13 protein-coding genes and 1 pseudogene are annotated in these 13,856 nt (G+C 53.3%); 4 read left to right on the forward strand and 10 right to left on the reverse strand.

Features of this window, described 5'->3' with window-relative positions; translation table 11 throughout:
• Nucleotides 1-64: 64 nt before the first annotated feature.
• The 5 genes and pseudogenes from cspE to mgrB all read right to left on the reverse strand — a co-directional run bounded on the left by cspE (nt 65) and on the right by mgrB (nt 2,479).
• On the reverse strand, nt 65-274 hold the full coding sequence (gene cspE / locus N037_RS16895) for a transcription antiterminator/RNA stability regulator CspE (protein ID WP_001062678.1): 210 nt from the start codon (nt 272-274) through the stop codon (nt 65-67).
• A gap of 13 nt (nt 275-287) precedes the next feature.
• Nucleotides 288-432, reverse strand: a pseudogene (locus tag N037_RS24245) (DUF2627 domain-containing protein).
• Nucleotides 433-957: 525 nt separating this feature from the next.
• Nucleotides 958-1,947, reverse strand: a complete 990-nt coding sequence (locus N037_RS16900; protein ID WP_023336079.1) for an MBL fold metallo-hydrolase — start codon at nt 1,945-1,947, stop codon at nt 958-960.
• A 23-nt stretch (nt 1,948-1,970) separates the two neighbouring features.
• Nucleotides 1,971-2,261: a YebO family protein gene (locus tag N037_RS16905; RefSeq protein ID WP_023336080.1), complete on the reverse strand. Its 291-nt coding sequence runs from the start codon at nt 2,259-2,261 to the stop codon at nt 1,971-1,973.
• Nucleotides 2,262-2,335: 74 nt separating this feature from the next.
• A complete protein-coding gene (mgrB, locus tag N037_RS16910; RefSeq protein WP_006175995.1) occupies nt 2,336-2,479 on the reverse strand; it encodes a PhoP/PhoQ regulator MgrB in 144 nt (47 codons plus the stop codon).
• Between the two features lie 159 nt (nt 2,480-2,638).
• On the opposite strand from mgrB, the gene N037_RS24255 reads away from it, so the two are divergent.
• A complete protein-coding gene (locus N037_RS24255; RefSeq protein WP_032642350.1) occupies nt 2,639-2,878 on the forward strand; it encodes a YobH family protein in 240 nt (79 codons plus the stop codon).
• Nucleotides 2,879-2,944: 66 nt separating this feature from the next.
• On the opposite strand, the gene kdgR is transcribed toward N037_RS24255, so the two are convergent.
• Nucleotides 2,945-3,736, reverse strand: a complete 792-nt coding sequence (kdgR, locus tag N037_RS16915) for a DNA-binding transcriptional regulator KdgR (protein ID WP_032642351.1) — start codon at nt 3,734-3,736, stop codon at nt 2,945-2,947.
• 179 nt (nt 3,737-3,915) lie between these two features.
• On the opposite strand from kdgR, the gene N037_RS16920 reads away from it, so the two are divergent.
• On the forward strand, nt 3,916-5,289 hold the full coding sequence (locus tag N037_RS16920) for an MFS transporter (protein WP_023336083.1): 1,374 nt from the start codon (nt 3,916-3,918) through the stop codon (nt 5,287-5,289).
• A 50-nt stretch (nt 5,290-5,339) separates the two neighbouring features.
• Here the strand turns inward: N037_RS16920 and htpX are convergent, their stop codons facing one another.
• From htpX to N037_RS16940, 4 genes are all read right to left on the reverse strand, one after another.
• Nucleotides 5,340-6,221, reverse strand: a complete 882-nt coding sequence (gene htpX / locus N037_RS16925) for a protease HtpX (protein WP_014884290.1) — start codon at nt 6,219-6,221, stop codon at nt 5,340-5,342.
• A 193-nt stretch (nt 6,222-6,414) separates the two neighbouring features.
• Nucleotides 6,415-8,463, reverse strand: coding sequence for a carboxy terminal-processing peptidase (prc, locus tag N037_RS16930; RefSeq protein ID WP_023336084.1), 2,049 nt, complete (start codon nt 8,461-8,463; stop codon nt 6,415-6,417).
• A 19-nt stretch (nt 8,464-8,482) separates the two neighbouring features.
• Nucleotides 8,483-9,169 carry an RNA chaperone ProQ gene (proQ, locus tag N037_RS16935; RefSeq protein WP_023336085.1) on the reverse strand — a complete coding sequence of 229 codons (687 nt, stop codon included), beginning with the start codon at nt 9,167-9,169 and terminating at the stop codon, nt 8,483-8,485.
• A 96-nt stretch (nt 9,170-9,265) separates the two neighbouring features.
• On the reverse strand, nt 9,266-9,763 hold the full coding sequence (locus tag N037_RS16940) for a GAF domain-containing protein (protein ID WP_008500476.1): 498 nt from the start codon (nt 9,761-9,763) through the stop codon (nt 9,266-9,268).
• 132 nt (nt 9,764-9,895) lie between these two features.
• Between N037_RS16940 and yebS the strand changes: the two genes are divergently transcribed.
• A complete protein-coding gene (yebS, locus tag N037_RS16945) occupies nt 9,896-11,179 on the forward strand; it encodes a membrane integrity lipid transport subunit YebS (protein ID WP_032642353.1) in 1,284 nt (427 codons plus the stop codon).
• Entirely contained in the window at nt 11,148-13,781 is a 2,634-nt protein-coding gene (locus N037_RS16950; protein WP_032642355.1) for a PqiB family protein, read from the forward strand. Before yebS ends, N037_RS16950 begins: the two co-directional genes overlap by 32 nt.
• The last annotated feature ends 75 nt before the right edge of the window (nt 13,782-13,856 follow it).

The following is a 13,856-nucleotide window of genomic DNA, read 5'->3' on the forward strand; positions in this document are numbered from 1 at the left end:
CGCGTTATGCGAGGCTTTATGTCTGAGATTGAAGTGCTAAGCGCTTCAGTCAGCAGCGGTTCGATCAGATAGCAGTTACGTTAACTGCAGCTGGGCCTTTCTGGCCGTCCTGAATTTCGAACTCAACGTTCTGGCCTTCAGCCAGAGTTTTGAAGCCGTTACCCTGGATTGCAGAGAAGTGTACGAACACATCTTTGCTGCCGTCAGCAGGAGTAATGAAACCAAAACCTTTAGACTCGTTGAACCACTTAACTTGACCTTTAATCTTTGCCATTTTGCAAAATTCCTTAGAGTGTTTTCTTAGCCCGCAGGCATTAACTGAGATAAAACTGAGACATTACTGCATGAGGCACTAATATAAGGTTCGGCAGAGAAGCGGTATTCAACGACAACGTGTTTACTCAGGACTTCTTTACTGAAAATGCCACACATAAACAGAACTGTACCTCGTTTGACCCAAAACGTGTTATCACACACTATGTTTAATATGGCAAGCCATTTTTAAACATGTCTCGATCCGCCGCACAAATTCGAACAGTGCCTGTCAGGTTTTGCACAATTATGCGCATCACGTACAGACAGCTCTGCTGCGTAACAAAGACCCAGCGTTACCTTCACAACCGCTGTAATCTAAGACTTTTTTAACATAGCTCATTCATTACGAAGCGTCCAGCAACCGGCTAAAGAAATCTTACGTCTTGATTGAGTTAGAACAATTTGTGAAAACTTATGCTTAAATCATTGTAACGCGAGCAAAATGTTTCAGAGAAAAAACACCGTTAATAACCCACCTCCAACTGTATTAAAATGCACCAGTTAATAAACAGTGTTATGCACCAAAATAATGAAATTTTTATGACTCTGCATCAAAAGAAGGCAAGCAAAACGTTTCGATTAAAATAAAACATTCCTGCACGGGTTTACATACAGAATATATGCACGATTTTATCGCTTCGTTTATAAGGATAAATATTCACCAATTTTCAGTATCCTGAAAGAATGATTAACTGGTGCTAAATTATCTAGCGCATCAGTTAACTCCCGCACAGGTTCATCCAGGGCTTCATCTGCCAGTTCAAACACGCCCCAGTGAATGGGAAACGCCAGAGGACAGCCCAACTGCTGCCACAATGCCACCGCAGATTGCGGATCCATATGATGGACAGCCATGAACCATCGCGGGGCGTAGGCACCAATCGGTAACGCAGCAGCATCAATATGGCCCAGACGTTCAGGTATCAACAGCAGCTCGGGCGAATACCCCGTATCGCCGCTGAACCAGAAACGATGATGTCGCCCCTCCATAACCCAGCCGCACCACAATGAGCGATTGCGGTTCCATGGCGTGCGCATACTCCAGTGCTGTGCCGGTACGGCGGTCAGCGTCATCCCCTGCCAGGTGAAGCTCTGCCACCAGTCGAGCTCAACCACGCGTTTTGCTCCCCGACGGCGAAACCAGTCGGCAAGCCCCAGCGGAACAAAAAAACTGACGTCGGGAAAGCGTTTGAGGATACGGCGAATGGTCGCATCATCAAGATGATCGTAATGATTATGGGAGATGACGACCGCATCAAGCTGATGAAGTTGTTCGACTGACAGCGCGGGAGGCGTTCTACGCTGTGGACCCAGGAAAGGGAGCGGAGAAGCGCGCCGTGAAAACACCGGATCGGTAAGGAGAATATTACCGTCCAGCTGCAGCAACACGCTCGCGTGTCCGAGCCACCACACCCCATCTTCATGAGGTTGCGTAAGCTCAACCGGTTGCCACCACCGGTGCATAAAGTCTTCATAACCCAGCGCGGGCGGCTTCGGTAAACCGGCCTCTTTACGCGCTTTACGCCAACGGTCAAGGTCGCCCGGTTGATGTCCGACAGGAGCGGTATTACGAAAACCGTTCGGGGTGTGATGTTTCAGGGAGGGGTCATACCAGGGATTTTTCCAGACCACAGCCACCTCCCAGGACAAAAAGATTAACGCTCAGCCACCAGGCGGATAAAGTCTTCTTCGTCTTTGTTATCTTCAGCGACCGCGTTTTTCGGCGCGTCTTTCTCTTCCGGTTCGTTAGCCTCACACAAACGGCGTAGCAATGCATTCTGACGTTTTTGCTGATCGAGCAGCGCTTCCAGCAGTTCGATCTGCTCGTTAGTACGGGAACTGGCGCGGTTCACGAAAAACCAGATGACCAGTCCCACAAGCAAAATAACCAAAGAAATCATCAGGGATGCTATATTCAGCAGCCCTGAATTCAGTAACTCACCCATTTCACCACCTCAATAAAAACGTCTATTTTACCACTGGCGCGAAGGAAGGAAATCACCTTGAGAAAAAATGCGTGTTACCACGGAATAAACTTATTGATTGCGCAAACGCCGCTAAAAAACTGTACATCCTGATCGCACATCACATTGATCGTCTGCGTCCATAACACCACGCACGCTATCAGCACGATAATCAGAATTACCCAGCGTATTTTTTTCACTCCACACTCCGTCTAAAGACCTGATGCAATGAGGTTATCACGCTTATCTTAAACAAGGACTAACTGTGCCTCCATCGCGCTTTTTCAGAATCCTGCACTTGTCTCATCGCGTAAACCGTTTACGCTAGCATTATGATAACAACGATAAAAGAGGTAATGATGCGCTTAATCATTCGAACAATTATTGCACTGGCTATCCTCTGGATTGGCCTTCTGCTGACGGGTTATGGTGTGCTTGTGGGAAGCACCGAGAACGCAGCTGGGTTAGGCATTAAGTGTAAATATGTAACCGCACAAGGATTGAGCAGTGCGCAATACCTGCATTCTGACAGCGGATTTGTTGGTTTAACGAACTGCCCCGTACTGCGTAAAACATCCGTCGTGATTGATAATGGCTAATCAGCCGGGTAAATGACACTGACAAAAACGCCGCATCTGTTGCGGCGTTTTTTATGCAAGCAGAGATTAGAACGGGTAGTCGTGATAGCCCATCTGTTCAGAAATCTTGCGTGCGGCAGTGTGCAGAATAGCCACATACTCATGCAGACGCTCTTCGGAGAAGCGCAAGGTTGGGAAGGAGATACTTAAACCCGCAATCACGACGCCAAAGCGGTCAAACACCGGAACGCCGATACAGCGCAGCCCCTCTTCCTGCTCTTCGTTATCTTCGCCATACCCTTGCTCGCGAACGTGGTCGAGCACCGTTAGCAGCGCGTCAGTGCTGATAATGGTTCGTGCAGTACTTTGCTTGTATTCCACGCCTTCGAGGATCTGCTTCACTTCCTCACGATCGCGCCACGCCAGCAAGACCTTACCAATAGCGGTACTGTAGAGGGGGTTGCGACGACCAATGCGCGAATACATGCGCAGATTGTACATGGAGTCGATTTTATGGATGTAAACAATGCTGTCCTCATCCAGTGCACCGAGATGGATGGTCTCTTTGGTCAGTCGGGAGATTTCACGCATCTGAATATCGGCGCTGCGGATCAGGTCAACATTTTGTAGCGCGCGGGCACCCAGCTCAAACAACTTCAGCGTCAGAGAGTATTTTTCAGATTCGCCTTCCTGGGCAACGTAGCCCAGCGACTTCATGGTTTGTAAAAAGCGATAAACGGTGCTTTTTGACATCATCACGCGCTGCGACAACTCTGTAATACCTATTTCACGCTCTTCTCCCAGCGCCTGTAAGATGCCAAACACCTTCAGCACGGAAGAAACAGAATCTGGCTGTTTATCCAAATCCGCAATAGCCATTTACCACCTCATAGAGAGTGTTTTATAAAAATCAGAACCGGTTTTTATTATAAGTTCCCGTCATGTCACCTGCAATCAATCCGCGTTTACTTCGTTACAAATCTGCGACATATCGCGGCTGTAACAATGCTAAAATAGTTACCCTGAGAATAATTTCACGCTGAGCTTTTTAAATCCTAATGGAAAAGACCCTTTCCGATGGCCTGCCGTTACCCCAGCGGTATGGCGCTATAGCGACCATCATTATCGGCATCTCAATGGCCGTCCTTGACGGCGCAATCGCGAACGTTGCTCTGCCAACCATCGCCAGCGATCTGCACGCCTCTCCCGCCAGTTCAATATGGATTGTTAACGCCTATCAGATAGCGATTGTGGTTTCCCTGCTCTCGTTCTCTTTCCTGGGCGATATGTTCGGTTACCGTCGCGTGTATCAGTGCGGTCTGGTGGTTTTCACCTTCACGTCATTGTTATGCGCCCTTTCAGATTCACTGCATACCCTGACGCTCGCCCGCATTGCGCAGGGTTTTGGCGGCGCGGCACTGATGAGCGTAAATACGGCGTTGATCCGCTTAATTTATCCGCAGCGTCATCTGGGGCGCGGCATGGGGATAAACTCGTTTATTGTCGCCGTCTCTTCCGCCGCGGGACCCACCATTGCAGCAGCGATCCTTTCCGTTGCGTCATGGCAATGGCTGTTCGCCATTAACGTGCCGCTCGGTATCGTCGCTATATTCTTCGCCCTGCGCTTTCTCCCCGCTAACGGACCCAAAAGCACTATGCCGCGCTTCGACGTTGCGAGTGCGGTGATGAATGCCCTGACTTTTGGCCTGCTGATTACGGCGCTGAGTGGCTTTGCACAGGGGCAGTCTCTGATGCTTACCGGCGCGGAGATTATCGCCCTGCTGGCGATCGGCTTTTTCTTTGTTCGCCGCCAGCTCACTCTCCCGGTGCCTTTACTGCCGGTCGATCTGCTGCGTATTCCCCTCTTTTCCCTCTCCATGTGCACGTCAGTCTGCTCATTTTGCGCACAGATGCTGGCCCTGGTTTCTCTGCCCTTCTTTCTGCAGAGCGTGATAGGCCGTTCAGAAGTGGAGACTGGCCTGCTGTTAACCCCCTGGCCGCTGGCAACAATGGTAATGGCGCCGTTGGCAGGCTATCTGATTGAACGCGTCCATGCCGGTTTATTGGGAGCGTTGGGGCTGGCGGTGATGGCGACAGGCCTATTTGCGTTGGCTCTGCTACCGTCATCGCCAACCGATCTGGACATCATCTGGCGCATGATTCTGTGCGGCGCAGGTTTTGGCCTGTTCCAGTCCCCTAACAACCACACCATCATCACCTCCGCGCCGCGTCATCGCAGCGGAGGTGCCAGCGGCATGCTGGGGACCGCGCGCCTTCTGGGTCAAAGCACCGGTGCTGCACTGGTTGCCCTGATGTTTAACCTCGCCGGACAAAACGGCAACCATGTTGCGCTTCTCACCGCGGGAGCCCTTGCCTCCCTCGCGGCGGTCGTCAGCGGCCTGCGGGTGACCCAGCCCAAAGCTCAGGCATAAAAAAAGCCGGGCGGAGTGTTCTCCTGCCCGGCTTACTAAGGTTCTTTGCGTTACTTCAGGTATTCCCCACTGCGCAGCGCTTCGATACGTTTATCCAGCGGCGGGTGAGACATAAACAGCTCGCTCAGCGATTTGGATTTACCGTTAATGCAGAAGGCCATCATGCTGTTCGCTTCCTGCGGCTCGTAGCTGGTTTTCAGACGCTGCAGCGCGGCAATCATCTTCTCACGACCAACCAGTTTCGCCGAGCCAGCATCCGCGTGGAATTCACGGTGGCGGGAGAACCACATGGTGATGATGCTGGCCAGAATACCGAATACCAGTTCCAGAACCATCGAAACGGCAAAGTAGATCAGCGGGTTGCCGTTGCTCTCTTCACCTTCGTCGCGGTTGCCGCCCATAAAGCCTGCCGCAATCTGCGCCAGAATACGGGAGATGAAGATCACGAAGGTGTTCACCACACCCTGAATCAGGGTCATGGTCACCATGTCACCGTTGGCGATATGGCTGATTTCATGGGCAATAACCGCTTCGGCTTCGTCACGGCTCATGTTCTGCAGCAACCCGGTGCTGACGGCAACCAGTGACGCATCGCGACGGGCGCCCGTGGCGAAAGCGTTGATGTCCGGGGCATGATAAATCGCCACCTGCGGCATGGCGATCCCGGCCTGGCGGGATTGCTGAGCCACCGTATTCATCAGCCACTGTTCCATATCGTTACGAGGCTGTTCAATAACCTCACCCCCCACCGATTTCAGTGCCATCCACTTCGACATCAGCAGGGAGATGAACGAGCCACCAAAACCAAACAGCAGCGCCATAATCAACAGACCCTGAACGCTGCTCGACTGAATTCCTGTCAGGCTTAGCACGAGCCCGAAAACCACCATGACCGCCAGGTTGGTGAGCAGGAAGAGCGCGATTCGCATCATAATTTTCTTTTTACCTCAGTTTAACAAAACGCACTATGCGATTACCCACATCGTATGGGTATTGCGGCTATTTTCAAGCATCCGGCGGGCGTAAGTCACCAGAAAGACACAACTTTACACAATTGGAAATCTGGCTGACGGAAGGATGAAGAACAAAAAGAAACAGGCACAATTTCTTGTGCCTGTTGGGAGATTATTTTGCCGGAGCGGGCTGTACGGCAGGTTTCTCTTTTTCCTGATTCGCCAGGTCGAGAGCGATATGCACCGTCTCGTCCAGATACGGATCCGGCTCCTGGTAATCTTTTGGCAGATCGTCCAGTTTCTTGAGCAGAGGCTTACCTTCACGCTTGAAGCGATCGTTGATACGCGCCAGGCGGGTTGCATCGTCTTCGTTGTTCTCTTTCTCACGCTGAGCGTAGTTCAGAGAAACAATATTCCGCTTATCCTTCAGAGCATTGAACCGGGCAATGTCCTTCATGATGTACTGGAACTCCGGATCTTTCGCGATGCGGTCGTTATGCGCTTTCAGCAGTTCAGGACCAAATTGCGTCATATCACCCGCTTTCACGTAGGTCGCGGCATTGATGCTGTCCCACGGCAACGCGTTATCTTCAAACTTCTCGCCGGTTTCCGTCTCTTCCGTGCCTGTCGGCATGATGATGTCCGGCGTTACGCCCTTACGCTGCGTACTGCCGCCGTTCACGCGGTAGAATTTCTGAATGGTGTACTGAACCGAGCCCAGTGCAGGCCATTCCGGGCGCAGCATTTGATCGTAAATGCGATTCAGAGAGCGATACTGCTGTACGGTGCCTTTCCCGAAGGTTGGCTCACCGACGATCAGCGCGCGGCCATAGTCCTGCATTGCAGCGGCAAAGATTTCAGACGCGGAAGCACTGAAGCGGTCAACCAGGACCACCAGCGGGCCTTTATAGTAGACCACCCCGTCGTTGTCGGCATCTTCACGCACTTTGCCGTTGTTATCCCGCACCTGAACCACAGGACCCGATGGAATGAACAAACCAGAGAGTGAAACCGCTTCCGTCAGCGCCCCGCCGCCGTTACTGCGCAGGTCGATGATAATGCTGCTGACGTTCTGCTTCTCAAGCTTCTGCAGCTGAACTTTCACATCGTCAGTCAGCCCTACGTAGAAGCCAGGAATATCCAGGACACCGACCTTCTCTTTACCCACGGTTTTCACCGACATTTTCACCGCGCGGTCTTCCAGACGGATACGCTCGCGGGTCAGGGTAACGATACGGGTTTTAGTGCCTTTACCGGCAGGTAGAATTTCCAGACGAACCTTGCTGCCTTTCGGACCTTTGATCAGCGCAACCACGTCATCGAGACGCCAGCCGATCACGTCGACCATGTTCTGGCCAGTTTGTCCTACACCCACAATACGATCGCCAACGCTAATCGCTTTGCTTTTGGATGCAGGGCCACCCGCGACCATCGAATTGATCACCGTGTAATCATCGTCCATCTGCAGCACCGCGCCGATACCTTCCAGAGACAGGCTCATCTCGGTATTGAACTGTTCGGTGTTGCGTGGAGAGAGGTAGTTGGTGTGCGGATCGATTTCGTGAGCAAAGGCCGTCATGGCCAGCGAGAAGACATCCTCACTGTTGGTCTGCGCCAGACGACGAATGGCGAATTTGTAACGACGCGTCAGCGTGTCACGGATCTCTTTTTCGTCTTTGCCGGTCAGCTTGAGGCTCAGTTCGTCGTATTTAACTTTACCGTCCCACAGCGCATTCAACTCGGCTTCATCTTTCGGCCAGGGTGCTTTACTGCGATCCAGGTTAAAGGTGTCAGTGCCGGTGAAGTCCATCGGACGTTCCAGCACTTTCAGCGCGTACTGATAGCGTTCAAAACGGCGCTTTTGCGACAGGTTGTAGAGATCGTAAAACAGATCCAGCTTGCCTGAACGCAACTCATCACCCACCTCGGATTTGCGCTTAGCGAACTGCTCGACATCGCTGGCGAGCAAAACGTTATGGCTGTAATCCAGCAAGTTCAGATAGCGGTCAAAGATTTTGGCCGAAAAGGCCTGATCGAGATCGAACTGACGATAGTGCGAGCGGGTAAAACGTGAGGTCACGCGCTCGCTCACCGTCGCATGCTGCGTCTCTTCCTTGAGTACCGGAATTTGATCAACACGCGTGATATCGTCCACTGCAAAAGCGTGACCTGTTATGGCAAACAGGCCCGCCAGCGCGGTGAGCTTAAAAAAAGTGTTCATGCCAGGCTTGGCCTCCGTTTCAGAACAACAAGTGTTCTGCGCGTACAATCATTGACATACCAGAAGTCAGCTGTACACGAACGCCATCTTTGGTGATTTCCAGTACGGTGGCGTCCATAGCATTGTTACCCGCTTTTACCTTCAGCGCCTGACCTACGCTCAGGGCGTTGATGTCAGAAACTGGGGTATGGCGCGGCTCTTCACGAGGGGCTCGCGGGGCTTTTGCTGCTGGTTTGTCTGCACGCGGTTTGCGATCGTTATTATCGTGACGGCGCGGCGCAGGGCGTGGTTTACGCTCACGACGAGGCGCTTCTTCCTGGCCGTTTGCCGCTGCGGCTTCGCGTTTTTTCGCCTGCTGTTCTGCACGTTGTGCCTGAACGCGTGCTTTGGCTTCTTCAAGCTGCTTGCGCGCGTGCTCAACATGCTGCTCGTCCAGCTCACCACACGGGTTGCCGTCGAGATCCACGCGGGTCGCGCCAGCTTTGATACCGTACAGGTAACGCCAGCTCGAAGTATAAAGACGTAAGGCGGAACGCAGCTGAGTTTTGCTGAGGTTCATTTCCCCCTCAACGCGTGCCACCAGATCCTGAAAAATACCGACTTTCAGGGGACGAGCTTCACCTTCCGCGCTGAAGCACTGCGGGAAACGCTCGGCCAGAAATGCGATAACTTCTTTACTGCTATTCAACTTAGGTTGATTTTCCATGAAATTTCCTGATTACAACGGACGTTGCCAACAAGCGCAGGCATGAACAGGCGTCATTATAATGACGCTATCAGTAAATGCTACGTTATCCGTTGATTATCCTGCGACGCTCGCAAAGAATTTTTGATAATCGGTTGCAGCGAGTACGTTTTCCAGATTCGCCACCAGCTCGCGCAGCCCCTGTTCGTCCTCGGTTGTAAAGCGACTGAAGACCGTACTGTCGATATCCAGAACGCCAATAATCTGATTTTTGACCACCAGCGGCAGAACGATTTCAGAGTTACTGGCGGCATCACAGGCAATGTGCCCGTCAAACGCATGAACATCTTCAACGCGCTGGACCTGATTCTCGGCCACCGCCGTACCGCATACGCCGCGCCCTACCGGAATACGCACGCAGGCCAGTTTGCCCTGGAACGGGCCGAGCACCAGCGTTTCACCTTCCAGAAGGTAAAAGCCGGCCCAGTTCACGTCAGAGAGACGTTCAAACAGCAATGCGCTAGTATTTGCCAGAGTGGCTAAGAAGCTGGTCTCACCCGCCATCAATGCCTTAAAATCGCGGTTCAGATCCGCGTAGAATTCTGTTTTGTTCATTATTCAATCACTTAGTTGTCTTACAAATTTACCGCATAGCCTATTAAAATAAGCATTAAATGCGCTCATGCTCAAGATGAATCCGTTCATGAGTTATTATAACTTTCAACAATACTTATTTGTGCGCAGCTGATGGCCTTAAAAACAACCAAAATTACGCCGACAAGAAAGATAACTGTCCATACGGTAAGCGAAGCTTTGCCACGTGCACATTATCAGCGTTGCCCCCAGTGCGATACGCTTTTTATGTTGCCGAAGATAAAATCGCACCAAAGTGCCTTTTGTCCCCGCTGCGATGCCAAAATTCGTGACGGTCGCGACTGGTCGTTAACCCGCCTCGCCGCCATGGCCGTCACCATGCTGCTGCTGATGCCCTTCGCCTGGAGCGAACCGCTGCTGAAACTCTACCTGCTTGGCGTGCGTATTGACGCCAACGTGCTGCAGGGGATCTGGCAGATGACCCGTCAGGGCGATCCCATCACCGCTGCCATGGTGCTGTTCTGCACCGTTGGCGCGCCGCTGGTGCTGGTCGCCGCTATTGCCTATCTTTGGTTTGGCAATATTCTTGGCATGAACCTTCGCCCGGTGCTGCTGATGCTTGATAAGCTCAAAGAGTGGGTGATGCTGGATATTTATCTGGTGGGCGTAGGCGTTGCGTCAATAAAGGTACAAGACTATGCCTTTTTGCAGCCCGGCATCGGACTCTTTGCTTTCATTTGCCTGGTATTGCTGAGCATCCTGACGCTGATCCACCTGAACGTTGAACAGCTCTGGGAGCGATTTTACCCTCAGCGTCCCGCCACGCGTCCTGATGACAATCTTCGCGTCTGTCTGGGATGCCACTATACCGGGTTGCCCGACGCGCGTGGCCGCTGCCCAAGATGCCATATTCCATTAAGGCTGCGGCGCAACAATAGCCTGCAAAAATGCTGGGCCGCGCTCATCGCCTCTCTGGTGTTTCTGATTCCGGCCAACATGCTGCCTATTTCCATTATTTACGTGAACGGCGGGCGTCAGGAGGATACTATTCTTTCGGGAATTATCTCCCTTGCGCACAGCAACGTCGGGGTGGCGGCCATCGTCTTTATCGCCAGTATTCTGGTTCCCTTTACCAAAGTGGTGGTGATGATTACCCTGCTTATCAGCATTCATTTGAAGTGTGAACAAGGCTTACGTACCCGTATTCTGCTTCTGCGATTCGTTACCTGGATTGGCCGCTGGTCAATGTTAGATCTGTTTGTGATTTCGCTGATGATGTCGCTCATCAATCGCGATCAGCTACTTGCTTTTACAATGGGACCCGCGGCTTTTTATTTCGGCTCTGCGGTGATATTGACTATTCTTGCTGTGGAATGGCTGGATAGCCGCTTACTTTGGGATGCACATGAGTCAGGAAACCCCCGCTTCGCCGACTGAAGCGAGAATTAAAACAAAACGCCGCATTTCGCCATTCTGGTTGCTGCCCGTCATCGCCCTGATGATTGCAGGCTGGCTTATCTGGACGAGCTATGAAGATCGCGGGAGTACCGTCACCATTGATTTCCAGACCGCCGACGGCATCGTCGCCGGGCGAACGCCCGTTCGCTTCCAGGGGGTTGAAGTGGGTACGGTTCAGGACATCTCCCTGGGAAAAGGGCTGAACAAGATTCAGGTGCGGGTCAGTATTAAATCTGACATGCAGGATGCCCTGCGCAGCGAAACGCAGTTCTGGCTGGTGACGCCGAAAGCCTCTCTGGCCGGCGTGTCCGGGCTGGATGCGCTCGTGGGCGGTAACTATATTGGCATGATGCCGGGCAAAGGCGAGCCGCAGGATCATTTTGTCGCCCTGGATACCCAGCCAAAGTATCGTCTTAATAACGGCGATTTGATGATCCATCTCCAGGCCCCGGATCTCGGCTCTCTGAACAGCGGTTCGTTGGTCTATTTCCGTAAAATCCCGGTTGGCCGCGTGTACGATTACGCGATCAACCCGAATAAACAGGGCGTCACCATAGACGTGCTGATCGAGCGTCGTTTTACCAATCTGGTGAAAAAAGGCAGCCGCTTCTGGAACGTGTCCGGCGTGGATGCAGACCTCAGCCTGAGCGGTGCAAAAGTGAAGCTGGAGAGTCTGGCCGCGCTGGTGAATGGCGCCATTGCCTTTGATTCCCCTGAAAACTCAAGCCCTGCCACCGCTGATGACACGTTCGGATTGTACGCCGATCTGGCGCACAGCCAGCGCGGCGTGATCGTCAAACTCGCCCTGCCCGATGCTAAAGGACTAAAAGCGGGTTCAACGCCGCTGATGTATCAGGGTCTGCAGGTCGGCCAGCTCACCAAAATGACGCTCAACCCGGGCGGATCGGTCACCGGCGAAATGACGGTCGATCCGAGCGTGGTCGATCTCCTGCGCGAGAAAACGCGCATCGAAATGCGCAGTCCAAAGCTTTCTCTGAACGATGCCAGCCTCAGCACGCTGTTGACCGGCAATACGTTTGAGCTGATCCCCGGTGAAGGACAACCCAGCAATAGCTTTGTGATTGCTCCGGCGGATAAAGCCCTGCTGCAAAAACCGGGCGTGGTAACCGTCAGGCTGAAGGCGCCAGAAAGCTACGGTATCGAAGCCGGACAGCCGTTAATTTTACACGGTGTGCAGGTCGGACAGGTGCTGGAGCGTACGCTCTCCGCGGATGGCGTGACGTTCTCGGTCGCCATCGATCCGCAGTACAGCGACCTGGTGCATGGCGACAGTAAATTCGTGGTGAACAGTCGCGTCGACGTGAAGGTGGGTCTGGACGGCGTGGAGTTTCTCGGCGCCAGCGCCAGCGAATGGGTTAACGGCGGTATCCGTATTTTGCCCGGTGATAAAGGCCCCGTGCGCGACAGCTATCCGCTATATGCCAACCTGGAGAAAGCGATTGAAAACAGCCTGAGCGATCTGCCTACCACCACGCTGACGCTGAGCGCCGAGACGCTGCCGGACGTACAGGCGGGATCCGTCGTGCTTTATCGCAAGTTTGAAGTTGGGGAAGTGATCACCGTTCGCCCGCGTGCGGACGCGTTCGATATCGAACTGCATATCAAGCCGGAGTATCGCAAGCTGCTTACGCCAAACAGCGTCTTCTGGGCCGAAGGCGGCGCGAAAGTTCAGCTTAACGGTAACGGGCTGACCGTACAGGCCTCCCCGCTCTCACGCGCGCTGCGCGGGGCGATTAGCTTCGATAACCTCAGCGGCGCGGGGGCGAATCTGCGTAAAGGCGATAAGCGTATTCTCTTCCCGTCCGAAACCGCCGCACGTGCCGTGGGAGGACAGATTACCCTGCACGCGTTTGATGCCGGTAAGCTGGCGGAAGGTATGCCAATCCGCTACCTGGGCATTGATATCGGGCAGATCCAGAAGCTGACGCTGATTACCTCGCGTAACGAGGTGCAGGCTACCGCCGTGCTTTACCCGGAATATATGCAGACCTTCGCCCGCATGGGTTCGCGCTTCTCGGTGGTTACACCGCAGATCTCGGCCGCGGGCGTTGAGCATCTCGACACCATTTTGCAGCCGTACATCAACGTTGAGCCAGGCCAGGGCAATGCCCGTCGTGATTTCGAGCTGCAGGAGGCCACGATCACCGACTCGCGCTACCTTGGCGGCCTGAGTATCGTGGTGGAAGTGCCGGAAGCGGGCTCGCTGAACATCGGCACGCCGGTCCTGTTCCGCGGCATTGAGGTGGGTACGGTCACGGGCCTGACGCTCGGTACGCTCTCCGACCGCGTGATGGTGGCGTTACGCATCAGCGAACGCTACCAGCATCTGGTTCGTAATAACTCGGTATTCTGGCTGGCATCCGGCTATTCGCTGGACTTCGGCCTGACGGGTGGCGTGGTGAAAACCGGCACCTTCAACCAGTTCATTCGCGGCGGTATCGCGTTTGCCACGCCGCCGGGCACGCCGCTGGCGCCAAAAGCGCAGCCGGGTAAACACTTCCTGCTGCTCGAAAGCGAACCGAAAGAGTGGCGCGAATGGGGAACCGCCCTGCCGCGTTAATCCGAGAGGCTCCGGTGTCAACGCACCGGAGCCTTTATGTTACACTGCGCACCTGAACTTTTCCCTGTGGTGTGC

The organism is Enterobacter sp. EGD-HP1, assembly GCF_000733275.2.
Taxonomy (GTDB): Bacteria; Pseudomonadota; Gammaproteobacteria; order Enterobacterales; family Enterobacteriaceae; genus Enterobacter.

What these genes read in the sequence shown, in the direction of transcription:
- cspE (WP_001062678.1), bottom strand. Translation starts at nt 274, where the DNA reads ATGGCAAAGATTAAAGGTCAAGTTAAGTGGTTCAACGAGTCTAAAGGT.
- N037_RS16905 (WP_023336080.1), bottom strand. Translation starts at nt 2,261, where the DNA reads ATGGGTGAGTTACTGAATTCAGGGCTGCTGAATATAGCATCCCTGATG.
- N037_RS24255 (WP_032642350.1), top strand. Translation starts at nt 2,639, where the DNA reads ATGCGCTTAATCATTCGAACAATTATTGCACTGGCTATCCTCTGGATT.
- kdgR (WP_032642351.1), bottom strand. Translation starts at nt 3,736, where the DNA reads ATGGCTATTGCGGATTTGGATAAACAGCCAGATTCTGTTTCTTCCGTG.
- N037_RS16920 (WP_023336083.1), top strand. Translation starts at nt 3,916, where the DNA reads ATGGAAAAGACCCTTTCCGATGGCCTGCCGTTACCCCAGCGGTATGGC.
- htpX (WP_014884290.1), bottom strand. Translation starts at nt 6,221, where the DNA reads ATGATGCGAATCGCGCTCTTCCTGCTCACCAACCTGGCGGTCATGGTG.
- prc (WP_023336084.1), bottom strand. Translation starts at nt 8,463, where the DNA reads ATGAACACTTTTTTTAAGCTCACCGCGCTGGCGGGCCTGTTTGCCATA.
- proQ (WP_023336085.1), bottom strand. Translation starts at nt 9,169, where the DNA reads ATGGAAAATCAACCTAAGTTGAATAGCAGTAAAGAAGTTATCGCATTT.
- N037_RS16940 (WP_008500476.1), bottom strand. Translation starts at nt 9,763, where the DNA reads ATGAACAAAACAGAATTCTACGCGGATCTGAACCGCGATTTTAAGGCA.
- yebS (WP_032642353.1), top strand. Translation starts at nt 9,896, where the DNA reads ATGGCCTTAAAAACAACCAAAATTACGCCGACAAGAAAGATAACTGTC.
- N037_RS16950 (WP_032642355.1), top strand. Translation starts at nt 11,148, where the DNA reads ATGAGTCAGGAAACCCCCGCTTCGCCGACTGAAGCGAGAATTAAAACA.